General features: G+C 62.9%; 22 protein-coding genes. 8 read left to right on the top strand and 14 right to left on the bottom strand.

The features are described from left to right. Nucleotides 1-6 precede the first annotated feature (6 nt). On the top strand, nt 7-228 hold the full coding sequence (locus tag LN996_RS07675) for an NF038396 family protein (protein WP_231339828.1): 222 nt from the start codon (nt 7-9) through the stop codon (nt 226-228). 107 nt (nt 229-335) lie between these two features. Next, the gene (gene asd / locus LN996_RS07670) at nt 336-1,478 is read left to right on the top strand and encodes an aspartate-semialdehyde dehydrogenase (RefSeq protein WP_231339827.1); all 1,143 of its coding nucleotides are present in this window, start codon (nt 336-338) and stop codon (nt 1,476-1,478) included. A 93-nt stretch (nt 1,479-1,571) separates the two neighbouring features. Here asd and LN996_RS07665 read toward each other — a convergent pair whose 3' ends face one another. Continuing rightward, entirely contained in the window at nt 1,572-2,705 is a 1,134-nt protein-coding gene (locus LN996_RS07665) for a winged helix DNA-binding domain-containing protein (protein ID WP_231339826.1), read from the bottom strand. 85 nt (nt 2,706-2,790) lie between these two features. Here LN996_RS07665 and LN996_RS07660 point away from each other — a divergent pair, with 85 nt between their 5' ends. Then, on the top strand, nt 2,791-3,270 hold the full coding sequence (locus tag LN996_RS07660) for a hypothetical protein (protein WP_231339825.1): 480 nt from the start codon (nt 2,791-2,793) through the stop codon (nt 3,268-3,270). Between the two features lie 21 nt (nt 3,271-3,291). Here LN996_RS07660 and LN996_RS07655 read toward each other — a convergent pair whose 3' ends face one another. From LN996_RS07655 to LN996_RS07625, 7 genes are all read right to left on the bottom strand, one after another. After that, entirely contained in the window at nt 3,292-4,359 is a 1,068-nt protein-coding gene (locus tag LN996_RS07655) for a UDP-N-acetylmuramate dehydrogenase (RefSeq protein WP_231339824.1), read from the bottom strand. 9 nt (nt 4,360-4,368) lie between these two features. Further along, nucleotides 4,369-5,664 (bottom strand): sugar MFS transporter, encoded by a 1,296-nt coding sequence (locus LN996_RS07650; protein ID WP_231339855.1) that lies wholly within the window; start codon nt 5,662-5,664, stop codon nt 4,369-4,371. Between the two features lie 41 nt (nt 5,665-5,705). Continuing rightward, on the bottom strand, nt 5,706-6,143 hold the full coding sequence (locus LN996_RS07645; RefSeq protein ID WP_159706876.1) for a MaoC family dehydratase: 438 nt from the start codon (nt 6,141-6,143) through the stop codon (nt 5,706-5,708). A gap of 2 nt (nt 6,144-6,145) precedes the next feature. Continuing rightward, a complete protein-coding gene (locus LN996_RS07640; protein WP_231339823.1) occupies nt 6,146-6,595 on the bottom strand; it encodes a MaoC family dehydratase N-terminal domain-containing protein in 450 nt (149 codons plus the stop codon). A gap of 50 nt (nt 6,596-6,645) precedes the next feature. After that, nucleotides 6,646-6,870: a DUF3188 domain-containing protein gene (locus tag LN996_RS07635; RefSeq protein WP_231339822.1), complete on the bottom strand. Its 225-nt coding sequence runs from the start codon at nt 6,868-6,870 to the stop codon at nt 6,646-6,648. Between the two features lie 112 nt (nt 6,871-6,982). Continuing rightward, nucleotides 6,983-7,903, bottom strand: coding sequence for a DUF2797 domain-containing protein (locus LN996_RS07630; protein WP_231339821.1), 921 nt, complete (start codon nt 7,901-7,903; stop codon nt 6,983-6,985). 2 nt (nt 7,904-7,905) lie between these two features. After that, nucleotides 7,906-8,769 carry a CoA ester lyase gene (locus LN996_RS07625; RefSeq protein WP_144648636.1) on the bottom strand — a complete coding sequence of 288 codons (864 nt, stop codon included), beginning with the start codon at nt 8,767-8,769 and terminating at the stop codon, nt 7,906-7,908. Nucleotides 8,770-9,147: 378 nt separating this feature from the next. Here LN996_RS07625 and LN996_RS07620 point away from each other — a divergent pair, with 378 nt between their 5' ends. Genes LN996_RS07620 through LN996_RS07605 form a run of 4 tightly spaced genes read left to right on the top strand, consistent with a single transcriptional unit; the run spans nt 9,148 to nt 12,990 of the window. Next, nucleotides 9,148-10,173 carry an ABC transporter substrate-binding protein gene (locus tag LN996_RS07620; RefSeq protein WP_231339820.1) on the top strand — a complete coding sequence of 342 codons (1,026 nt, stop codon included), beginning with the start codon at nt 9,148-9,150 and terminating at the stop codon, nt 10,171-10,173. A gap of 2 nt (nt 10,174-10,175) precedes the next feature. Further along, the gene (locus LN996_RS07615) at nt 10,176-11,066 is read left to right on the top strand and encodes an ABC transporter ATP-binding protein (RefSeq protein WP_231339819.1); all 891 of its coding nucleotides are present in this window, start codon (nt 10,176-10,178) and stop codon (nt 11,064-11,066) included. Next, nucleotides 11,066-12,001 carry an ABC transporter permease gene (locus LN996_RS07610; RefSeq protein WP_231339818.1) on the top strand — a complete coding sequence of 312 codons (936 nt, stop codon included), beginning with the start codon at nt 11,066-11,068 and terminating at the stop codon, nt 11,999-12,001. Before LN996_RS07615 ends, LN996_RS07610 begins: the two co-directional genes overlap by 1 nt. 56 nt (nt 12,002-12,057) lie before the next feature. Beyond that, nucleotides 12,058-12,990: a TauD/TfdA family dioxygenase gene (locus LN996_RS07605; protein WP_231339817.1), complete on the top strand. Its 933-nt coding sequence runs from the start codon at nt 12,058-12,060 to the stop codon at nt 12,988-12,990. Between the two features lie 104 nt (nt 12,991-13,094). On the opposite strand, the gene LN996_RS07600 is transcribed toward LN996_RS07605, so the two are convergent. From LN996_RS07600 to LN996_RS07580, 5 genes are all read right to left on the bottom strand, one after another. Further along, a complete protein-coding gene (locus tag LN996_RS07600; protein ID WP_231339816.1) occupies nt 13,095-14,054 on the bottom strand; it encodes an aldo/keto reductase family oxidoreductase in 960 nt (319 codons plus the stop codon). Nucleotides 14,055-14,076: 22 nt separating this feature from the next. Continuing rightward, nucleotides 14,077-15,831: a glycoside hydrolase family 13 protein gene (locus LN996_RS07595; protein ID WP_231339815.1), complete on the bottom strand. Its 1,755-nt coding sequence runs from the start codon at nt 15,829-15,831 to the stop codon at nt 14,077-14,079. 76 nt (nt 15,832-15,907) lie between these two features. Beyond that, nucleotides 15,908-16,768 (bottom strand): carbohydrate ABC transporter permease, encoded by an 861-nt coding sequence (locus tag LN996_RS07590; RefSeq protein WP_231339814.1) that lies wholly within the window; start codon nt 16,766-16,768, stop codon nt 15,908-15,910. Further along, a complete protein-coding gene (locus LN996_RS07585; RefSeq protein WP_231339813.1) occupies nt 16,768-17,727 on the bottom strand; it encodes a carbohydrate ABC transporter permease in 960 nt (319 codons plus the stop codon). The genes LN996_RS07590 and LN996_RS07585 overlap by 1 nt, the downstream gene beginning before the upstream one ends. A gap of 23 nt (nt 17,728-17,750) precedes the next feature. Then, a complete protein-coding gene (locus LN996_RS07580) occupies nt 17,751-19,022 on the bottom strand; it encodes an extracellular solute-binding protein (protein ID WP_231339812.1) in 1,272 nt (423 codons plus the stop codon). A 241-nt stretch (nt 19,023-19,263) separates the two neighbouring features. Between LN996_RS07580 and LN996_RS07575 the strand changes: the two genes are divergently transcribed. Next, on the top strand, nt 19,264-20,484 hold the full coding sequence (locus LN996_RS07575; RefSeq protein ID WP_231339811.1) for an ROK family protein: 1,221 nt from the start codon (nt 19,264-19,266) through the stop codon (nt 20,482-20,484). On the opposite strand, the gene LN996_RS07570 is transcribed toward LN996_RS07575, so the two are convergent. Continuing rightward, complete coding sequence (locus LN996_RS07570; RefSeq protein ID WP_231339810.1) at nt 20,481-22,052, bottom strand: Na+/H+ antiporter; 1,572 nt, start codon at nt 22,050-22,052, stop codon at nt 20,481-20,483. The two genes, LN996_RS07575 and LN996_RS07570, sit on opposite strands and share 4 nt — an antisense overlap. Between the last annotated feature and the right edge of the window lie 79 nt (nt 22,053-22,131).

Below are 22,131 nucleotides of genomic sequence, written 5' to 3'. Positions count from 1 at the left end.
GTCCGCATGCTGAAGAAACCTGAAACCCTGTTCGTGCTGGGCTATATGCTGCTGCCGCTCTTCGCCCTGATCTCCGCCATTGTGGGACTGACCATGATCCTGGGGGGCAACAAAATTGCCGGGATCATCGTGCTGGTCGTTCTCACGCAGGTGTTCACGTTTGGTGCCTTCTTCGCCCTGCGCAAGCGCAAGGCCCTTTTGCTGCAAGGGCACGACGCCGGCCACTAGCCATTGCGGGCGGCGAGCCGGGCCGCGTCGACGGGTGCCGGCGTCGCGCGGTGCCTGCGTGACGTAACCAACAGCGGCAGTTTGCTCCGAAAGTTTAGACTTGGGGAATGACTACAGCAGCTAATCCGTCCGTTGGACTGGTCGGTTGGCGTGGCATGGTCGGCTCCGTCCTGATGCACCGCATGCAGGAAGAGAACGACTTCGCCAACATCAACCCGGTATTTTTCTCCACCTCGAACGCAGGAGGTGCCGCCCCTTCCTTCGCTGATGGGGCAGGCAAGCTCGAGGACGCGTTCGATATTGAGACCCTGGCCAAGCTGCCGATTATTGTCACCGCCCAGGGCGGCGACTACACCAAGCAGGTCCACGGCGAACTGCGCAACCGTGGCTGGGACGGCCTCTGGATTGACGCTGCCTCCACCTTGCGCATGAATGACGATTCGATCATCGTGCTGGACCCCATCAACCGCGACGTCATCGATGCCGGCCTCTCCGGCGGAGTGAAGGACTTCATCGGCGGAAACTGTACGGTCTCCTGCATGCTCATGGGCCTCGGTGGCCTGTTCAAGAACAACCTCGTGGAGTGGGGCACCTCCATGACGTACCAGGCTGCCTCCGGTGGCGGCGCACGCCACATGCGCGAGCTCCTGAACCAGTTCGGCACCCTCAACAACGAGGTCAGCAGCGAACTGGAGGATCCCGCGTCGGCGATCCTGGAAATCGACCACAAGGTCCTCGCTGCCCAGCGCAACGGTGTTGACGCCACACAGTTCGGCGTTCCGCTGGCCGGGTCCCTGATTCCGTGGATCGATGCCGACCTCGGCAACGGCCAGTCCAAGGAAGAGTGGAAGGCCGGCGTCGAAACCAACAAGATCCTCGGCACCGGCAACGGCTCTGCCGGCAAGGACCACATCGCCATGGACGGACTGTGTGTCCGCATTGGCGCCATGCGCTCCCACTCCCAGGCCCTCACGCTCAAGCTGCGCGAAGACCTGTCCGTGACGGAGATCGAGAACCTCCTGGCCAAGGACAACGAGTGGGCCAAGGTTGTTCCCAACACCAAGGAAGCCTCCATGGCCGACCTGACCCCCGTGGCTGCATCCGGCACGCTGGACATCCCCGTGGGACGTATCCGCAAGCTCGAAATGGGTCCGGAATACATCAGTGCCTTCACTGTTGGCGACCAGCTTCTGTGGGGTGCCGCCGAGCCACTGCGCCGCATGCTCAACATTGTCACCGGCAAGCTCTAGCCATTCTTGTTCGAAAACCCGCTGCTCCGTTGCCGCCCAGCCACGGAGCGGCGGGTTTTCCTCGTTTTGGTGGGCATTTCAGCGGGCCGGTTTTCAGCTGTTCATGAACTTCACGTACGCCCTGCCCTGAGCTTGGAACGAACGCTCAGCTGCCGTGCCCAGCTGACCGGCGAACGGCTCCGGAACCACACTCACCGCTTTCCCCGTGACCGGCCTGGCCCACGTTCCCACCACTTCACCCCCGGACACCATGATCCGTTTGAACACACCGTTCTTTCCCGGGACAACACGCTCCGCGAACTCAGGGGCCAGGACCAGGCTCCGGTCCTGGTAACCGAGCAGGAACTCGTCGAACCCGGGAAGTGCCAGCAACGAGCGTGAGCCGGGGACGCCGTCGTCGAGCATTGCTGCTGTCTCCGACGACAACCAATAATTGGTTCCGCCGAGAGGCAACTCGACCAATTGGTCCTGCAGCGTCTTGAGGGCTGCGCGTGCCTCGATGAGCGGCACTTGGCTCCACCACGAGAAATCCTTGATGGTCGCAGGACCGTGGCTCCGGAGGTAGCGGTACAGCAGCTCCGCAATGCCCTCCTCGCGCCCGAGGTCCCGCGACTCCGGAATCCAGTCCTCGAACGGCACGAACACTTGCTGTACGCCCGCTTTACCGTTTGACGCAGCCATAGGTCCCTGCACCAGCCACGCCCGCTGGCAAAGACTCCCGAGCAAGTGGATTCCCCGCTGCGCCTTGGTGATCTGGCCCGCGTCCTCGAACGCCTGGAAGAGTTGCTCCCGGGTTGCGCCGTGGGCGCCCCCGGCTGACGTGAGGACCTCCATGGTTTTGAAGGCAATGTCGCGGCAATGGCTGATGTCGTCCGGCGTGATCGCCAGTTCACGGTGGCGGCCAGCCACCATATTCATGAGGCGGTCGCTGGTGATGCCCAGGATCCAGCGGAGATCTTCCGGTGCGAGTAGGTGGAGCGTCCCGCGCATGGGCCACGAACGGACCACAGACCCGGCATCGAGGGCTGCCCTGACGTCCGAGGCGCGGCTGCCGGGCACACGCTGGCCGACCGCCCAGAGGGCCGAGCCCAGGTCCTGGGCCTGCATGGCCGTCATCCAACGGACCGCGCCAGCAACGGTTGGAAAGCCGCCGCCCAACAGTCCTTGGCTGGCCAGGCGCAGTCGGCCCATAACTCGCGGAGTTGGATCGGTGTGGGCTGAAGGCATGCTTCATCCTAAAAGGGCCAACGTGCACAGGGAACATTGCCGCCTCTCCCAGCCCTCACCCAGCAGCGGATCCTACGATGAATCCATGCTTTTTGGCGATCTTGCTCCGTTCGTGCGGCCGATGAGCCGGTGGTTGGCTACCGCCGGCTGGTTCTGCACGCTCGTCGGGCTTGGCGCCGGACTGATCGTGGCAGTGGGGACGGGCGTGAGCCTTTCCTCATCGATGCAAGCCATCCAGACCGTGAGTCTGGTGGCGACCGCCGCAGCAGCGCTCCTCATCGGTACGGCAGCAGCGACCCAGCCAGTAGCAGACCGCGACGACGATGCCCCCGAGCCATGGTTCTACCCGACCGCCGCCGCGCAGGTCCGCAGCTTCCTGCTGGGAGCCCTCGTCATGTTGCTGGGCTTGGTGGGGTTCGCAACTGCCGGGCTTTTCATGCCCAGCGGGCCATCGCCGCAGAGTATCGCCTTCAGCCAGATCTTCCTGTTGGGCTCGGTCAGCTGCGGGCTCACGTTCCTGCTGCTCAACAAGATCCTGCCGATCGCAGAACGTCGTACCCGCTAGGAGAGGTCCCGGGCGGACACGCTAGAGACTGACACCGATCAATAACGGTTCCGGGTGCAACTCAATACCAAAACGTTCGACGACGCCGGCCTGCACCTCACGTGCGATGGCAACCATGTCCGCAGCCGACGCAGAACCCCGGTTGGTTATGGCCAGTGTGTGCTTGGTGGACAGGGAGGCCCTGCCACCCGAAACGCTGGACGTCTCGAGTCCGAAGCCCTTTCCGAATCCTGCCTGGTCGATCAGCCACGCAGCGGAGAGCTTCACCATTCCATCCGTTCCCGCGGGGAACTGTGGAGCGTTCTCCGGTAACTCCGCGGCATGCCCGGCGGCCACGATCGGGTTGGTGAAGAAGGAACCGGTCGAATAGGTGTCCCGATCCGCAGCGTCCAAGACCATGCCCTTGGATGCTCGAAGCCGCAGGACTTCCCTCCGGACATCGTTGGAGTAGGCGCGTTTTCCGGCCTCAACGCCCAGCACCCTGGCCAGTTCGGCGTAGCGGATGGGGGCGCTCATCCGTCCCAGCGGCAACTGGAACTCGACCGTCAGCACCACATAGCGGGGCGAGCCCTCCACCGTGGTCTGCTTCAGGATCGAATCGCGGTACCCGAACGTGAGCTCGGAGTTGGTGAAGGTCTGCACCGCATTGCGTTCGCGGTCCCAGGTGCGCACAGCGGCAATGGTTTGTGAAACGTCCGCACCATAGGCGCCCACGTTCTGTACTGGAGTGGCTCCCGTGGCTCCCGGAATTCCGGATAATGCCTCCAACCCGGACCAAGCGTGCAGCACGGAGTGTTCCACCAGTGCATCCCAGTTGTGGCCCGCCTGCACCACCACCGAAACGCCGCCGCAGCTGTCCTCCGAGTTCACGGTGAAGCCTTCTGACGCGATCTTCAGGACGGTGCCGGGGTAGCCTTCGTCGGAAATCAGGAGGTTGGAGCCGCCTCCGATGATCAGGAGTTTCTCGTCGGCAGCGTCGGCGGACCTGACGGCGTCGATAATTTCAGCCTCGGTGCGGGCCTCAACATAGTTCCCTGCGGGGCCGCCGACGGCGGCTGTGGTCAAGTCGGAAAGCAGTGTTTGGGTCACCATTCAAGCCTAACGGGCTTCGTCCGGCTGGACGGACGTGGCCTTCTGCTGCCCGGACAGCGGAGCCAGGAAGAAACTGACCACCAGCAGCACCAACGGCGCCAGCAATGAATGCAGGATGCCGAAATGTTCGGCCAGCAGTCCCAGGAGTGGCGGACCGCAGAGGAAGGCTCCGTAGCCGATGGTGGAGACCACCGAAACCCGGGCAGCCGCGTGGACGGGGTCATCGGCAGCCGCGGACATCCCCACCGGGAAACCCAGCGAGGCGCCAAGGCCCCAAATCGCCAAGGCAACAAACGCGAGCCACGGAACCGGTGAGAAGACAAAGAGGGCAAGACCCACGACGGCGGTGGCCGAGCACCACCGCATCACCACCACGCGGCCAAAACGGTCCAGGATGGCGGTTCCGGCGAAGCGTCCGATGGTCATGAACGTGACGAACAATCCGTAGCCAACAGCGCCGGCGGCATCGGACTGCCCATGACCGTCGGCCAGTGCCAAAGCCACCCAATCCCCCGCGGCCCCCTCAGCCAAAGCCAAACCGAGGACCAGGACGCCGATCAGGAGGGTTCGGCGATCACGCCATGCAAGTGCCACCAGCCGTTTGCTGTCCAGCGGAGCGGCAGCCTTGCCTTGTTGGGGACCCTGCTCGGGAGAGGCGGCATCGATGATCGGCAACGGACCGGTGGAGGGGTCCTGGAAAGTGTCCGTCTCATCCGGCCGGTACGTGTGCGTAGCTGCTGCTGTCCTTTCGGCGCGGAACCAGAATCCGGCGGTTACCACGGACGTGGTGACCACGACGCCCGAGATCAGGAAATGCCAGAACACCGGCATGTGCACGGCGGCGGCCCAGGCACCGAACCCGGCGGCGGCCACGGTACCAAGGCTGAACGCTCCATGGAGATGCGGCATGATGTGCCGGTCCATGGCGCGTTCCAGCGCGGCTCCCTCAACATTGGACGCGGTGTTCCAACTTGCCGTGCCGAGACCGAGCACCACCAGGCCTGCTGCCACCACCAGCGGACTCGCTACGATGGACGCGCCGAATCCCACAGTGACCAAGCCGGCGCCCACCATGCAACTGCCGATCCTTGTGGTGAGTTTCGGCCCCAGCCTGAGCACGATCAGCCCCGAGGCCGAGATGGAGATGAAGGAGGCCACGGTCATGCACATCAGCAGAAGGCCAATGCCGCCCGGCGTGAGATTGAGTCCGTCGCGGATGGCCGGCAGGCGGGAGACCCACGTTGCGAAAGCGATGCCGCTGGCCGCGTAGGAAGCAAGAACAGCGGCGCGCCACCGCGACATTTCAGTCGGTGTGGCGCGCCGTTGGAAGGTGTTCAGTTGGTTCAAGAGACCTTCACGACCGCCTGCGACTTCATGAGGACCTTCAGTCCAGCGGCCACTACGGTGAGGTCGATGCGCGCGGTGCGGGCATCGGCGTCGAGCGCTCCCACCACACCGGTGACGTCGATGACAGCGCCGGCCTCATCGGTTCCCGTGGTGTCGGTGACGAGGACGGGCTTGGTGAAACGGGTCTGGTAATCGACGACGGCGGCCGGGTCGCCTGCCCAGTCGCTCACCAACTGCACTGCCGCACCCATGGTGAACATGCCGTGGGCGATGACGCCCGGCAGTTCCACGGAGGTGGCGAAGGCTTCGTTCCAGTGGATCGGGTTGAAGTCACCGGAGGCTCCTGCGTACTTGACCAGGTCCTGGCGGGTGACGTCAATGCTGCGGGTGCCGATTTCCTGGCCGACAGTCAGTTCTTCGAATGTGGGGCTCATGGTTACTGTCCCTCTCCGCGGACCAGGATGGATGAGGTGGTGGTGGCGACCTTTTCGCCGTCCACTGTGGAAATCTCGGAGCGGGTGGTGATCATGGCTCCCCCGCCCATGGCACGGACGCCGTCCACATGGAGTTCAGCTACGAGCTTGTCACCGGCGACGATGGCGCGGTGGTGCGTGAACCGCTGGTCGGCGTGGACTACGCGGGAGAAGTCGATCCCCGATTCCGGGTCCTCCACCAGCTGGGCATCAGCACGCTGGGCCACGATGATGGCGAACGTTGGCGGTGCGACGAGGTCGCTGTGGCCCAGGGCCTTGGCTGCCTCAACATCGAAATGTGCGGGGTTGTTGGCTTTCACAGCCTTGGCAAACTCGCGGATCTTTTCGCGCCCGACGTCGTATACCTCTGCGGCAGGGTAGCTTCGGCCCTGCAGGTCCGGATTGATACTCATGCTCCAACCCTATCGGGCTGCGGGAAGGTGGCGGCGCTTTCGCTTGGGCGTTACTTCTTGTAGCTCTTGCGGATCTTCTGTCCGCGGATGACCAGCCCAGTGACATGCAGCACCAGCCCGACGCCAATGACGGGAAGCGACGCCATGGCCAGCCCTTGGTTGCCGGAGGTGTTCCCCACGATGGACAGGATGAGCCCGACGGCGATCAGCCCCATGGCACTGAAAACGAGCACTTTATAAGACGTAGAGGCCGTAGCCCAAAATTGTTCCAGCACCGTCCAAGTCTACGGGGGCTCGATGGAAGGTGTTGCCGAGGGGTTGGATCTCAACTGAAACAGGGGCCCTTACTGCCGAGATGTCGCCCCTAGCCGCACAGCAAAAAGGGCGTTAGAAGAGGGAGTCCTGCAACGCCGGGATCTCCGTGGTGTGGGGGCCGAACTCGATCTTGCGGCCTTTCAGCGCGCCCAGGTCAGCCACGAAGCTGCCTTCCACTTCAATACCCGATGCGTCGGGAAGTCCGGCCAAGGCGATCGCCCCGGACAGCGAGCGGACCCGCAAACCGTGCCCGCCGGCGTCGAACGTTGCCGGGTACGGGTGGCGTCGGCCCGCTTCGCCACCAGCGACACAGAGAAGCTCAGACAAGTCCGGCCGGTCCCACTCGTCCTCCACCACGGAGTAGCCGGTCATTGCCAGGCCACCCAACAGCTCGCGCACCTGTGCGGCGTGCTGGCGGTTCAAGGCAGAAAGCTCGACGGCGGCACGCGGCTCTACCAGCCCCGCCACTTTGGAAGCGGAGCGGACTTGCTGGACGAGACCGAGTTCGCGGGTCACCAGATCCTCAAGCAATCGGACGATCCGACCGTCCTCGGCATGGGCCACGTACGAAGCATGTACGGCACCTTGCTCGGCAAGCCGGTTCCATTTGCGCTGCGCGGAGGCAGTGCCAACCTTCGTGGCACCGTTGGCGAAGGTAGCCACATAGAGCCAGTGCGGCTGCATCAGGTAAGCACGGAGTCCGGTGGGCACCGAACCGCCCCGGTGGAAATCGTGCATCAGCCGGGAGTCGTCGCGGGCAAAACATGTCCCACACTGTTTGCCCCGCTCGGCCATGGATCCGCTGCGGCACGGAACATGTGTGCGGTCTCCCGGCCCGTGGACCTTGGTATGACCAAGGCACCATAATCCGGGGATAACACGCAGGCCCAGGGCTGAGCCCTGGGCCAACGCAATATCAGTGAACTCCGTGTCCGGCGAGAACAACCTCAACGCCGGTGACGAAGAGTCCCAAACGACTCCGTGGACCAGCATGCCTACAGTGAAGGCTGGACTCCGAAAGCGACTGCGAGCTTCATGATCTTCTCGGCGCGGCCCAAACGCGGGAGGTCGGAACCATCGCGGATCACGCGGCCGTTGGCCTCGAAGTCGTTCATGAAGTCGGTGGCCCAGGCAACGTCAGACGGCGTGGGGCTGATGACCTCGTTGATCACGGTGGTCTGGTCGATGGCCAGGCAGAGCTTGCCGGTCATGCCCATGGTCACCGTGATGCCGGTCTGCTCGCGCAGGATCGGGTGGTTGGTGCCGACGGTGGGTCCATCGATGGGGCCCGGCAGGTTGCCCACGCGGCTGGCGACAACCAGCTTGGCACGCGGGTAGGCCATGGCCTCCGGAGTGGCGGCCATTCCGGTATCGCGGCGGAAGTCGCCGGAGCCGAAGGCAAGGCGGAAAGCTCCCTGCGCACGGGCGATGTGGTTGGCTTCCTCGATGCCGAGGGCGGACTCAACCAGTGCAATCACGGGAGTCTTGCCGTCCATGCGGTGGTAGGACTCGGTGACCTGGTCAGCGGATTCGGTCTTGGCGAGCATCACGCCGAGCAGGCCCGGGGTGCCACGCAGGCCTGCGAGGTCGTCGGCCCAGAACTTGCTGGTTGCGTCGTTGATACGTACCCAGGCCTGGCCACCTGCGGTCAGCCAGTTGACCACATTCTCTCGCGCTGCATCCTTCTGGGAAGGGTCCACGGCGTCTTCGATATCAAGGATGATGGCGTCTGCCCGTGAACCCGCGGATTCGTCAAAAAGCTCCGTTTTCATGGCATTCACAAGGAGCCAGGAACGGGCGATGTCGGCGGGAATGTTGCGGGTAGGCCGAATGGACTCGGCGGCGATGCTAGACGTCATGTATCTACCGTATCCGTCCTGCGGGCCGCAAGGCGAAGAAATGCGCCCGGTTGTGAGGATCAATACGAACTAAACCCCATATGACTGTGGGGTCCAACAGTATGAATGCCCGACGGCGGTACTCGCCAGTCACGGCGGGCCCACCAGTCGCTGTTGTTCACAAGGCTCAACGCGGCGACTTGTGTCCCCCGGTTGCCGGGAATTGCCCAGGATTTCCTCACGTGTCGGGCTGTTTCGCAGCGTTTCCAGGCGTTACCCCGGCGCTTCCCAGCCACCGCCGAAATGGGCTTTCATCGTTCCCAAGCCGTTGCGGAAGTTCCCAAGCCCTTACGTAGACCGGCCCACCCAACACATCACCACTCATCGAAAGTAGCTCCCATGAAACTGCAACTGCCCCTGCTGAGCGTCGCGGCCGCCGTCGTACTAGCGCTGACGGTGAGCGGCTGCGGCGGCGCTGCCGAAGCCGGACAAGCCAATCAGGCAGGCACCGAGGTCAAGGAACTCCGTTACCAAGGCTCGGCCAACAACGTGACTTTCCCGGAACTGGCTGCGGACCTTGGATACCTGGGCGACCTGAAGCTGAACTGGGTTGGCAACACCACCAGCGGGCCGCAGGACATCCAGTCGGCGGCGACCAACCAGACTGACTTCGGCGGCGCATTCTCCGGAGCGGTGGTCAAGCTCATTGAAGCCGGTGCACCCGTCAAGGCAGTGACCAACTACTACGGCTCGGACGAAAAGACGTTCAGCGGGTACTACGTCAAGGCAGAGAGCACCATCAAGGAACCACGTGACCTGATCGGCAAGAAGATCGCCGTCAACACGCTGGGCGCCCACCATGAAGCTGTCATCAACACCTGGCTGACCAAGAACGGACTCAGCCAGGACGAGATCAAGCAGGTCCAACTGGTCCCGCTGGCACCGAACGACACCGAGGAAGCCATCCGCCGCGGACAGGTGGACGCCGGGACACTCGGCGGAGTGCTGCAGGACAGGGCCATCGAGGCCGGCGGACTGCGGTCGCTGTTCAGCGATGTGGAGCTGTTCGGAACTTTCGCGGGCGGCCAGATCGTGCTCCGGAACGACTTCATCGAAAAGAACCCGAACACCACCCGCACGTTCACCACGGGCGTGGCCAAGGCGATCAAATGGGCCGCTGAGACCCCCCGCGATGAAGTGATTGCCCGCTTCACCAAGATCATCGAGAGCCGCGGCCGGAATGAGAGCACGGCCAACCTGAAGTTCTGGAAGAGCCCCGGGGTCCCGGACTCGGGCGTGATCAAGGACGAGGACTTCACCCGTTGGGAGGCCTGGCTCAGCTCAGCGGGCATCGTCAAGGACAAGCTCACGCCCTCCAAGTACTACACCAACGAGTTCAACGAGCTCGCCACAGCGAAGGGATAGCCATGACAGCGAAAATCAGCCTCCGGAACGTCACCAAGGAATTCACTGTCCGGGCCACCAAGACAACCAGCGCCACCCGGCTCACCGCGATCGATTCCCTCAGTCTGGACGTCCGCGACGGCGAATTCCTCACTTTGGTGGGTCCCAGCGGATCTGGCAAGACCACGCTGCTGGACCTGCTGGCCGGACTCTCCACGCCGACGTCCGGTGAGGTCCTGGTGGATGGCAAAGCCGTCACAGGGCCCGGCAAGGACCGCGCCGTGGTGTTCCAGCAGTACGCGCTGTTCCCGTGGCGGACTGCCTCGGCCAACGTCTCCATCGGACTCGAAGGCGTAGGCCCGGACGGCAAGAAGCTCAACCGGCGCGAACGGGCAGCCAAAGCCAGCGAATACCTGGCGTTGGTGGGGCTCGCGGGTTTTGAGGACCGGTACCCCCATGAGCTCTCAGGCGGTATGAAGCAGCGCGTCGCCATCGCCCGGAGCCTGGCCTACGAGCCTGACGTACTGCTCATGGATGAACCATTCGCCGCCTTGGATGCCCAGACCCGCGAGCAGTTGCAGGATGAGCTCCTCCGGATTTGGAAGGCCACGGGCAAGACGATCGTCTTCATCACGCACGGCATTGACGAGGCCGTCTACCTCGGCGAGCGCGTCGCTGTGCTGAGTGCCCGCCCCGGCCGGCTCAAGGAAATCGTGGACATCACCATCCCGGACCGCGACGGCGACGAGGACATCCGTTCCCATCCGGCCTTCGTGGAGCACCGCCATCAAGTCTGGACGCTCCTGCACGACGAAGTACGCCGCGCCCAGAACGCCGGCCACCGCAAGATCCTCCCGGACGGAAGCGCCCCCGACGAGCCCGCCACCACCATCACTGAAAGGAGCGCGGCCTGATGACCACCACACTCACGCAAACTGAAGAGGCGCCCGCGGCGGGCAATACACCCGAAGCGAGTACCGCCGTCGAACCTTCCGCCGTAGGCCCTTCCGCGGCACGACAGGCAGTTGCAGAGACGACGACGGCGGCACCTGGCATAGTTCGACGCCTCGCCGGAGCCGTCGGGTCGGGTCTGTGGAAGTCCGCAGCGATCCTGGCGTTCCTCGCACTGTGGGAGCTTGGACCGACGTACTTGGCCAGCCCGTCTACGCGGGTGTTCCTGCCGCCGCTTCACGAAGTGCTCCTCGCCTGGGGCAAGCTGTTCGAGGCTGGAACCATCCAGGGCCACATCGCGGCCAGCCTCACCCGATCCGTGGCAGGATTCGGCGCAGCGCTGGTGGCGGGTGTTTCACTTGGCTTGCTCATCGCTTGGTACGGACGGCTGAACTCGGTCCTGAACCCGCTGCTGGAACTGTTCCGCAACACTGCTGCACTGGCCTTGCTACCCGTGTTCACGTTGCTGCTGGGCATTGGCGAGGAGTCAAAGATCAGCATTGTTGCCTACGCTGCGTTCTTCCCGGTTCTCCTGAACACCATTGCCGGCGTGAAGACCGTGGACCCGCTCCTGATCCGGGCTGCGCGCTCGCTGGGCCTCAACAGCTTCCGGCTCTTCCAGAAGGTCATCCTGCCCTCCGCCGTGCCCACCATTTTCACGGGTATCCGTATGGCCGGCACCGCGTCCATCCTGGTGCTGATCGCCGCCGAAATGGTGGGAGCCAAGGCCGGCTTGGGATATCTGATCGTAAACGCGCAGAGCAGCTTCCTGATCCCGGACATGTACGCGGGCATCCTCACGGTGTCCTTGCTGGGGCTCGGCGTGAACTTCCTCCTGGTAGCCCTTGAACGGCACTTCTCCCGCTGGCGCACTGCCGTTGGCGCCGCCGCTTCCTGACCCACCCACGCGGCACCCGCCGCAATCACCATCACAACAAAGTAAGGAACAACGTCATGACCGTCATTACCGAAACCAAACTCGAGTTCGCCAAACTAGGTTCCCGCATCGGCGCCGAAATCCGCGGACTGGACATCAGCGGCGACCTCAGCGAAGACACCGTGGCCCAGATCCGGGCTGCGCTCAACGAGCACAAGGCCCTGGTGTTCCGCGAGGCCAACATCCTCAGCGACGAAGCCCAGGTGAAGTTCGCTTCGCACTTTGGACCACTGACCAAGGCCCACCCAACCGTGGCCTCGGTGGAGGGCGAAGAGAACGTCCTGCCCGTGGACAGCGAAAACGGCTCGGCCAACAATTGGCACACGGACGTCACCTTCGTGGTCAACCCGCCGCAGGCATCCACGCTGCGCAGTATCGATCTCCCGGCCTACGGTGGCGAGACCCTGATTGCGTCCTCGGCCGGTGCTTACCAGGACCTCCCGGAGGAACTGCGCAGCTTCGCGGACAACCTGTGGGCCATCCACACCAATGACTACGACTACTCCGTGCCGAAGAACCTTGAGCACCAGAACGCCGAGGAACGCCGCAAGGAGTTCACGCGCCTGAAGTTCGAGACCGCCCACCCGGTGGTGCGGGTCCACCCGTTGACCGGCGAGCGCGGATTGTTCATTGGGGGCTTCGCTCAGCGGCTCAGGATCGTGGGGCTGTCCAACACCGAATCCAAGGACATCATTCGCCTGCTGCAGGCCTACGTGACGCGTCCGGAGAACGTGGTCCGGGTGAACTGGGAGCCGAATCAGGTGGTCCTGTTCGACAACCGCATCACCCAGCACTACGCACCGGACAACTACGATGGCCAGCCGCGCAAACTCAACCGGGTGACCATTGCCGGCGACGTCCCGCTCAGCATCGACGGCAAGCCCAGCCAGGCAATCCAGGGCGATTCGAGCACGTACTCGGTGGTGGCCCCGATCAGCCACGCATCGTAGGCGCACCTCATGTGTTGCTGTTGCCGCCCAACTGAGTCGCAGTTCAGGCCGTATGGAGACGTCTTAACGGCCTCAACTGCGACTCAATTGGGTTAAAACCAGTGTTAGGGAATGTTGCTGCCCCGTGCTGCCACCCACAGTCCGTACCACTCGGCACGGGACATGGTGCCAGCCACGGATGCGGCATCAGCGCACGCCTGAATGCGTGCGGGGTTCGTGGTTCCCACGACGGGCGAAATCCGCGCAGGGTGCTTCATCAGCCAGCCAAGCAGGATCGCTTCAGGTGTGGTGTCCTTCTCCCCCGCCAGCTGTTCCAACAACGAAGCCGTTGCCGACTCGGCTGGTGACAGATCCCCGGACTTCGCACCCGTGTAGCGTCCCTGGGCCAAAGAACCGTAGGCCTGAAGTTCAATCCCTTTGGCCATGCAATGTTCCAGCGTCCCCTGCGGGAAGCTGTATCCCAGCCCCTCCGCATGGTTGACCAACACTGTGCTCTCCAACCAGTCCCGGTGCAACAGGCTCATCTCCAACTGGTTCGCCACAACAGGCATCGCCAGCTCGTCCTGCAGGAACGCGATCTGCGTGCCGGACATGTTGGACACACCCAGCTGCCGCACTTTGCCTTCCGCCACCAATTGCCCGACGGCGTCCGCTACCTCGCGCGGGTCGGCTAAGGGATCGGGACGGTGCAGGAGCAACAGGTCAACGTAGTCTGTTTGGAGCCTTTTCAGGCTCCCATTGACCCGTTCCAGGATGGCTTCCTTGCTGAGATCGTAGTGTGTGTCCAGCCCACGCTCCCCCAGCCTGATCCCGCATTTGGTTTGAAGCTGGATCTTTGCGCGCAAACCCTGCGAACGGGCGAGGACTTCACCGAAGACGGCCTCCGACTTTCCGCTGCGGTAGATATCCGCATGGTCGAAGAGCTCAATGCCGATGCCCCGCGCGGCATCTATCACAGCAGCAGCTTGATCAATCTCGGCCGCACCGTACGACGAGCCGTCCCACGGGCCGCCGAGTCCCATGCAGCCATAGATGAGGCGTCCCCGCCCGTTCGCAATAGTCATACTTACAGTCCTACCCGGCGCCTTAGGCGCTGCGGACAACCCACGCAGTGGTGTCGGAAGGCAGCTTGCCGCCTTCCAGCGGGCCGCTGGTTACCACGACGTCGCCCTCGGGAAGCCCAACAGTATCGCTCCCGAAGTTGGTCACTGTGTGCCAGCCGCCGGGGCGGCTGAAGTGCAGCACGTCCTGGTTGCCGGTTTCCACCCATTCGAGTTCCTCATCGGCCTGGAGTTCGCTGCGCAGGCCCAAGGCCTTACGGTAGAGCTCAAGAGTGGAGCCCTCCACGCCGTCCTGCGTGGACACTGCGTAGTCCTTGAACCACCCCGGCTGCGGAAGGTGTGCTTCGCCCGCACCAAAGCCGAACGACGAGCCTTCCGCGGTCCATGGCAGCGGCACACGGCAACCATCACGGCCAATCTCCACACCCGGGTTGCGGAAGAAGGACGGATCCTGGCGTTCGGAGTCAGGAATTTCCGACACCTCACGCAAGCCAAGCTCCTCACCCTGGTAGAGATACGCCGAGCCGGGGAGCGCGAGCAGCAAGAGCGTCGCGGCGCGCGCACGACGCAAGCCAAGTTCGACGTCGAGCTCTTCAGCCGGACCGCCGGCCAGCAGCCAGCCCTTGCCGTCCTGGCCCTTGGGCTTGCCCCCGGTGACGTCCTGGGCCGCGTTGGTGCCCTGGGCTACCGAACCGCCCTTGGGCAGGCCGTAGCGGGTGGCGTGGCGGACGACGTCGTGGTTGGAGAAGACCCAGGTGGAAGAAGCACCTGATTCCTTCGCCGCCACCAGGTTGTCTGTGATGATCTTCCGGAACGATGCAGCATCGAAATCGGACTGCAGGAGATCGAAGTTGAACGCCTGGCCCAGTCCTTCGGGGCTGGCATACCGGGCACGGCGGGACTCGTGGACCCAAGCCTCGGCAACAGCGGTGCGGGGCGGGTTGTACTCGTTGAAGAGCTTGCGCCACTCGGCGTAGACCTCGTGGACTTCGTCGCGATCCCAGAACGGGTGGGACCCATCAGTGAAGCCATCGGTACCGTGGGCCTTGGCCTCCAGGTCGGCCTTCATGGGCAGTGGCTCGGAAAGATCCTTGGCCATGCCGTGGGCGACGTCGATGCGGAAACCGTCCACGCCACGATCCGACCAGAAACGGAGGGTCTTCAGGAAGTCCTCACGGATCTCCGGGTTCTCCCAGTTGAAGTCCGGCTGCTCCTTGGCGAAGATGTGCAGGTACCACTGGCCGGGCGTTCCGTCCGGTTCGGTGATGCGATCCCAGATGGGACCACCAAAAACCGAGTCCCAGTCGGACGGCGGCAATTCGCCGTTCTCGCCCTTCCCATCGCGGAAGATGTAGCGCTCGCGGGCAGCAGAGCCCTTGGGTGAAGCCAAGGCTTCCTTGAACCACTCATGGCGGTCGGAGGAATGGTTGGGGACGATGTCCGCCACAATCTTGATCCCTGCCGCGTGCAGCGCTGCGGCCATCTCGTCGAAGTCCTCAAGCGTCCCCAGCTTCGGGTCCACGTTGCGGTAGTCATCCACGTCGTAGCCGCCGTCTGCGAGGGCCGAGGGGTAGAACGGGCTCAGCCATACGGCATCGATGCCCAGTTCCTTGAGGTAGGGAACCTTCGCGGTGATGCCCTTGATGTCTCCGAGTCCGTCGCCGTTCGCGTCGTGGAAGCTGCGGGGGTAGATCTGGTAGACAGCCGCTTGGCGCCACCAGTTGGGGTCGGCCATGCGGTCTGCGTCGGTACGGTGGGCCTGAGCGGCGGAGGTGCTCACGAAACTCCTTTGATTTAGAATCTAAATTTATATCCCGGACCAGTATGAAACGCCCGGGCGTCGAAGGTCAACAAGGTCAGCCCTTGACGGCTCCCTGGGTCACGCCCGCCATGACCCACCGCTGCGTAAACAGGTAGGCAATGATCGCCGGCGCCATCGCCATCAGGTAGGACGCGAAGGACACATGGTAGTTGTTACTGAACTGGGTCTGGAACAGGTTCTGCCGCACTGGCAGAGTCTGCAGCGCCGGGTCGGAAATGATCAGCGAGGGCATCATGAAGTCGTTCCATGCATAAAGGAACGCGAAGATTCCCACGGTCGCGCTCATGGGCGCCAGCAAGGGGAAGATCAGCTGCCAGAAGGTCTGCCAGGTTGTAGCGCCGTCGATCCTGGCGCTTTCCTCCAGTTCCATGGGAATGGAGCGGAGGAACGCCGTGAACAGGAGAACGCTGAAGCTCAGCTGGAACATGGTGGCCAGCAGGATGACGCCGAATGGGTTGTCGAGGCCAAGGCGGCCTGTGAGCTGGATCTGCGGCAGCGCTACTACCGGGAACGGAATGAACATTGCCCCCAGCAGATAGAAGAACGAGTAGCGGAACAGGCGGCGCTCCCAGTTGCGCACAATCGCGTACGAAGCGAAGGCCGCCAGGATGATCGTGGCAACCACGGCCCCCGCGGTCACCAGCAACGACATTGCTGCGCCCACAGGGAAGTTCGTCAGCGTCCAGGCCTGCACGAACCCGTCGAGGCTGAACGGGGCCGGGAAGGAGAAGGCATTGCCATCCACTGCCTGCCCTTGGGTCTTGAACGCCATGGAAACCGTGACATACAGCGGTAGGAGCACGGTCACCGCGCACAGGACCAGGACGGTTGTCGCCGACCAGTTGACGCGCTCGACTTTGAAGCTGGATTTGTTGGTCATCGATCCGTTCGTCATTACAGTGCATTCCGTCCGCGAGTCAGCGAGAGCTGTACGAGAGAGATAACGATGGCCACCACGAAGAAGATCGTCGCATTGGCCATCTGATAGGCGTAGTCGCCGCCGTTGAAGCCCGAGATGACAGTCATTGCGATGCTACGGGTTGAGGTTCCCGGACCACCGTTGGTCAGGCCAACGATGATGTCGTACGCATTAAGGAAACCCTTGAAACCGAGAATGATGTTGATGACCACATAGCCCGACACCAGGGGAAGAGTAATCTTCAGCAGTTGCTGGAATTTGCTGGCGCCGTCGATTTCCGCTGCCTCATAGACATCCCCGGGCACTGCCACCAGGCCGGCGATGTAGATGAGCAGGGCGCCAGGTACAGCCTGCCAGGCCGTCACCAGCACAATGGCTACCCACGCGAAGTCGGGGTTCGCCAGCAGGCTGCTCTCCAACCAAGGAATACCGGCCGCAGCACCGAGCGACGGCAGCGAGTTCGAGAACAGGAAATTGAAGACGTAGGCGATGATGATTCCGGAAACCACCATTGGAATCACGAAGATGGTCCGCAATGCCGACTTCATCCGGATGCGCGACGTCAGGCCGACGGCGAGGAGGAAGGCGACTACGTTGACCGCGATCACCGTGACGATGGAAAACCCGAAGGTAAACAGATAGCTCTGCAGGATGGCGGGGTCGCTGAAGATCGCGATGTAGTTGGTCAGGCCGACGAACTCCCAGTCACCGATTCCGATGGAATCCGTGAAGCTGAAGAAGATGCCGACGATGCCGGGAATGGTGATCGCCAACGTGAACAGGACAAGGCTCGGCACAAGGAAGAGATAGAAGATCGGTTCGACCCGACGCCTGCTGCCCCGCCCTTGGGGACGCTGTTTCTGGGTTGCTTGCTTAGGGCCGCCGTGCTTTGGGCCGCCCTGCCCGGACGGGGTGGATGTGGTGATGATGGACATGATGTTGACTCCCTGGTTCGGCGCTACTGGCGGAACGCCAGGCGCGCCCAATCTGCGTCGAGCGTGCTGAGGGTGGATGCCGGGTTTGCGCCGAACACGAGCGCTTGGGTGTAGTTCATGATCGGAATGGTGCGCGGCACCAGCACCGACGGGCCCTGGTAGACCTGGGATTTGTCGTAGTACTGCACCATCCCTTCAATCCGGGGATCAGCAACAACGGCCGAATCCTTGGTGGGCGTGAAACCCAACTGCGATTTGTTGTAGGCCTCAATTACTTCCGGCTTGTAGAGGTGCTCGAGGAAATCACGGGCAGCCTCCTTGTGCTTGGACGCCTCCGGTATCCACGCCGCGAGGTCAACGTTGACGCGGACCCGCAAGTCCTGGGGATCCTCGGTCATGGGCAGCGGAAAGGTGCCCAGCTTGAGGTCAGGGGCGGTCTTGGCAATTTCGCTGAAGGCCCACGGGCCCTGCAAATACATCGCAGCCTTGCCCTGTGAGAATGCCAGGTTGCCGTCACCGTATGCCCGGCTGGCAGCATCCTTGTTCACATAGTTGGTGGCGAGCTTCAGCATCTTGGCTACGGGCTGTTCGAAGTCCTTCTGGAACGAAACCGAGGACCCCGGCCCCACTTCCGTGCCTTCCACAGCCAGCTTGTCGAAGAAGTCGAGGGTGTCCACCTGGCCGCCTACCGAGTAGTCGAACCACCCTTGGGCGATGGTCCAGTCGTCCTTCCACGTGGCGTAGAAGGGCGTCACTCCCGCAGCCCTCAACTTCTCACACGCTGTGATCAGTTCGCTCCAGGTGGTGGGCACCTTGATGTTGTTGGCAGCGAAGATCTCCTTGTTGTAGATCACCGATGACGCCATGACCGAATACGGAAGGGCGCTGGTGCGGTCCTGGTACGAGCCGTACTGGTCCATCAACGGCTGCAGATCCTCACGGATCCGGGATGCAGCGTCCGTGCCGGACAAGTCGCTCAACACCCCACGCTGAACGAAGCGCGAGGTCTCCATGTTGTAGTTTGCCAGCGCGATGTCCGGCGGATTACCGCGAACGAAACTCGCGGACACCACATCCACACCCGAAGTGTCCAGCACAACCTCGGTGTCGTTCTGCGAGGCGTTGTACTCGGCAACGAGCTTGGTCATGAAGCCAATGGCTTCACGCTTGCTGAACGTAAACCGGATGGTCTCCTTGTCCGGCTCCCCGGTGCAGCCTGAGAGAAGCCCCGCCAACAAAGCCAGGCCCAACCCCATTGCTGCGAAGCGTTTCCTGCGTGTCAGTTTTACGGACACCGTAGACCTTTCGTCTTGCGGACCTCAGTGGCCGCATTCCCATCGCGCGGCGGGTCCTGCTCATCGCCACCCGAACTTTAGATAGGAGCTAAATTTACGACCTATCGCTAACCATGGTGAGTGATGCGCGCCACAGCGTCAAGCTTTGGGTGAAATGCGTCGTCATCTAAATTTATGTACTAAATTTAGAGAGATCGTTCTATCATTCCCGCCGAGCGGCCTGAAGAGTTTGGAGTACCCATTGCAGACCGGTACTGCGCCGTCAACACAGCTGGTCCGCCGCGTCAACGCCAGCGCAATGCTCAAGGCAATGCGCGGCGCCGGCGTCCTCACTGGTACGGAGCTGATGGATTCCACCGGACTCTCGCGTGCCACCGTCATCTCAATCTGCGATGAACTCGTCCGGCTCGGGTGGCTCCAGGAATTGGAAAACCAGCGGGGCACCGGAGACTACGTCAAGGGACGGCCGGCACGCCGCTTTGTTTTCGACGACGGCGCGGCCAGTGTGCTCGGAATAGACATCGGCGCCACCAAGATCACGGCGATCGTGGCCAACATGGCAGGAACGTCACTGTCCAAGGTCACCATGCCGTTCCGTACCTACAATGTCCCGGCCGACGAGCGTGCCGACGTTCTGGACCGCATCGCGGCTGACGCCTTGAAAAAGGCCGGCGTTTCCGCAGATTCCGTTCTGGCCGTGTCCGTGGGTGTGGCCGCTCCTGTCAGCCGTGACGGCGAAGTCCTCACTGCCCAGGAGTTCTGGAAATCCTTCGACGTCCGCCGGATTGTGTCCGAACGGCACGGCTGGCACGTCCTCCTGGAAAACGATGCCAACCTCGCAGCCCTCGCAGAACGCTGGCAGGGCACTGCACAGGGAGTCGACAACCTTGTGGTTATGCTGGCCGGCGACCGGTTGGGTTCGGGCATCCTCGAATCGGGGCGGCTGCTCCACGGGCAGCTTGGTGGCTTTGGGGAATTGGGGTACCTCGAGAACGTGGACGGTGTGGGTGACACCTACGGCATCGCCCATTATGCAGTCCTGTGGGGACGTGAAGCCCTTGACGCCAGCGCGACGACGACGCTGCATGAACTCTGTGGCGGCGACCCGGCAGCCCTGACGTCGGAGATGGTTTTCAACGCCGCGGCTGATGGCGACCGCGCGGCTATCAAGGCCATTGATCGGTTGGCCCACCGCATGGCCCGGGCCATCGGTTCGATCAGTACGCTGGTCAACCCTGAACTGGTGGTTATTGCCGGCGCCGTGGCAGCATCAGCACACGCCCTGATACCCGGAATGGAAAAGCAGATGCCCGAGTTCACCTTTACTCCCCCGCGGCTGGCGACCTCCACGCTGGGCGACGGCATCGTCTCGCTGGGCGCGGTCCGGCACGCACTGGACTATGTCGAAGACCATGCGCTGGACCTCTACCCCGCATCAGTGCCGAAGCCAGTGTCGACCTAGTCCGGCATCGACATCGTGCGCAGGTCCAACTGCCTCAGGACGCGATCGGCCACTTCCGGGTCCGTTCCGAGCTCGTTACGGGCAGCCACCACTTCCTGGCGCGCGGCGTCGAGGGCGATGGTCTGTACGGCGATGGACAGCTCCCGTCCGCGCTTCCGCTTTTCGGCAACGGACTCGTTCTGCAGGGTGCCATCCAGCAACTCCGCGTGAAGCCGGCGCATCTTTTCCTTGACCAGCGCCACTTTCTCTGCCGGAAGTTCCTTCATCAGGTCGTGGTCCTTCAACGCCGCAACTGCAGCAGACTGGGCGCGCTTGGCCAGGACTTTGGCGGCATCCTGTTCGTGCGAACCGTCCTCCGTTGCATTCAGTACGCGCATGAGCCAGGGCAAGGTGAGGCCGGGGAGCACCAACGTTGCCAGGAGGACAGCGCAGGCAATCACCAGGATCTCGTGCCGGGCAGGGAAATCGCTGCCATCAGGCAAGGTCAGCGGAAGTGCCAACGCCAGCGCCAAGGTTGCAAGGCCACGCATGCCGCACCACGTAAGGATCAGCACTTCCTTGGGCGAGGTGGGCTGCAGCAGGTTCCTGCGCTTCCGGGCTGTCAAGGCAAGCAGGCCAAGCCACAGGAACCGGACAACGAAGACCAGGATGCAGATGACCACGGCCATGCCGATCATCCCGAAAATCGCCGTCCCCTCATCCCGGATGACGTGGCGGATCTCCAGCCCTACCAGGCCGAACGCCAAGCCGGTCGCCAGTAGCTCCACCACATCCCAGAACGCGGTCCTGGTGACGCGTTCGGCGGCGTCCTGCGGCCGAGCATGGCGCTGCAATTCCAAGGCAGTCACGACGACGGCCACCACACCTGAGGCATGCAGCTCTTCGGCGAGGATGTAGGCCGCGAACGGTACCACCAGCGTGACAGCACTCCGGGCCACCATTGAGGTGACGAGCTTGGTGATGGCCTTGGTCAGCCAACCCATCGCGATGCCGATCACCACGGCCAAGCCGGCGCCAATAATGAACTGCGGGATGACTTCCGGTCCCACTTCGCTGCCCGAGACCGTGGCAGCAACGGCGGCCTGGAAGATCACGATGGCCGCCGCATCGTTGAAAAGTCCTTCGCTCTGAAGGACCGTAATGAGCCTGCGTGGCATGTGGACACGTCCCGCCACTGACTCAACGGCAACAGGGTCCGGCGGCGCAACCATGGCTCCCAAGGCAATGGCTGCCGGGATTCCGATACCCGGGATCATGAGCCACGCAGCACCGGCCACCACGGCGGTGGACACCACCACCAACGCCACCGCCATCAGGAGGAGCGTCCGCCATCGCACTCTGAAGACCGCCCAGGAGCTCTTCTGCGCCGTGGCGAACAGCAGTGGTGGAAGGAAGATCGGCAGGATCAGTTCAGGCGAGATCTCAAACTCGGGGAAACCAGGAATGAAGGTGAGTGCAACGGCCAGGAGCAACATCAGGACCGGATACGGCAGCCGGAGCCGGTCTCCCAAACCCACGGCCACTACCGTCGCAAGCAGCAACCCGATGATGAGCGCCAACTGATCCATTTTCCTGCTTCCCCAGATGTTGTACGGCTCTTCCCCCGCCGAAGCCGAAAAAGTTCCCTACCAACATATCCCGGGCTGA

It is taken from the genome of Arthrobacter sp. AK01 (assembly GCF_021109375.1).
Lineage (GTDB): Bacteria > Actinomycetota > Actinomycetes > Actinomycetales > Micrococcaceae > Arthrobacter.
Note: the sequence above shows the minus strand (reverse complement) of the source record. Positions and strands in the feature narration are given on the sequence as shown.

Bases quoted from the DNA above. Each gene is read 5' to 3' on its own strand.
- LN996_RS07675 (WP_231339828.1), top strand. From the start codon at position 7: ATGCTGAAGAAACCTGAAACCCTGTTCGTGCTGGGCTATATGCTGCTG.
- asd (WP_231339827.1), top strand. From the start codon at position 336: ATGACTACAGCAGCTAATCCGTCCGTTGGACTGGTCGGTTGGCGTGGC.
- LN996_RS07665 (WP_231339826.1), bottom strand. From the start codon at position 2,705: ATGCCTTCAGCCCACACCGATCCAACTCCGCGAGTTATGGGCCGACTG.
- LN996_RS07660 (WP_231339825.1), top strand. From the start codon at position 2,791: ATGCTTTTTGGCGATCTTGCTCCGTTCGTGCGGCCGATGAGCCGGTGG.
- LN996_RS07650 (WP_231339855.1), bottom strand. From the start codon at position 5,664: ATGTCGCGGTGGCGCGCCGCTGTTCTTGCTTCCTACGCGGCCAGCGGC.
- LN996_RS07645 (WP_159706876.1), bottom strand. From the start codon at position 6,143: ATGAGCCCCACATTCGAAGAACTGACTGTCGGCCAGGAAATCGGCACC.
- LN996_RS07640 (WP_231339823.1), bottom strand. From the start codon at position 6,595: ATGAGTATCAATCCGGACCTGCAGGGCCGAAGCTACCCTGCCGCAGAG.
- LN996_RS07630 (WP_231339821.1), bottom strand. From the start codon at position 7,903: ATGCTGGTCCACGGAGTCGTTTGGGACTCTTCGTCACCGGCGTTGAGG.
- LN996_RS07625 (WP_144648636.1), bottom strand. From the start codon at position 8,769: ATGACGTCTAGCATCGCCGCCGAGTCCATTCGGCCTACCCGCAACATT.
- LN996_RS07620 (WP_231339820.1), top strand. From the start codon at position 9,148: ATGAAACTGCAACTGCCCCTGCTGAGCGTCGCGGCCGCCGTCGTACTA.
- LN996_RS07615 (WP_231339819.1), top strand. From the start codon at position 10,176: ATGACAGCGAAAATCAGCCTCCGGAACGTCACCAAGGAATTCACTGTC.
- LN996_RS07610 (WP_231339818.1), top strand. From the start codon at position 11,066: ATGACCACCACACTCACGCAAACTGAAGAGGCGCCCGCGGCGGGCAAT.
- LN996_RS07605 (WP_231339817.1), top strand. From the start codon at position 12,058: ATGACCGTCATTACCGAAACCAAACTCGAGTTCGCCAAACTAGGTTCC.
- LN996_RS07600 (WP_231339816.1), bottom strand. From the start codon at position 14,054: ATGACTATTGCGAACGGGCGGGGACGCCTCATCTATGGCTGCATGGGA.
- LN996_RS07590 (WP_231339814.1), bottom strand. From the start codon at position 16,768: ATGACGAACGGATCGATGACCAACAAATCCAGCTTCAAAGTCGAGCGC.
- LN996_RS07585 (WP_231339813.1), bottom strand. From the start codon at position 17,727: ATGTCCATCATCACCACATCCACCCCGTCCGGGCAGGGCGGCCCAAAG.
- LN996_RS07570 (WP_231339810.1), bottom strand. From the start codon at position 22,052: ATGGATCAGTTGGCGCTCATCATCGGGTTGCTGCTTGCGACGGTAGTG.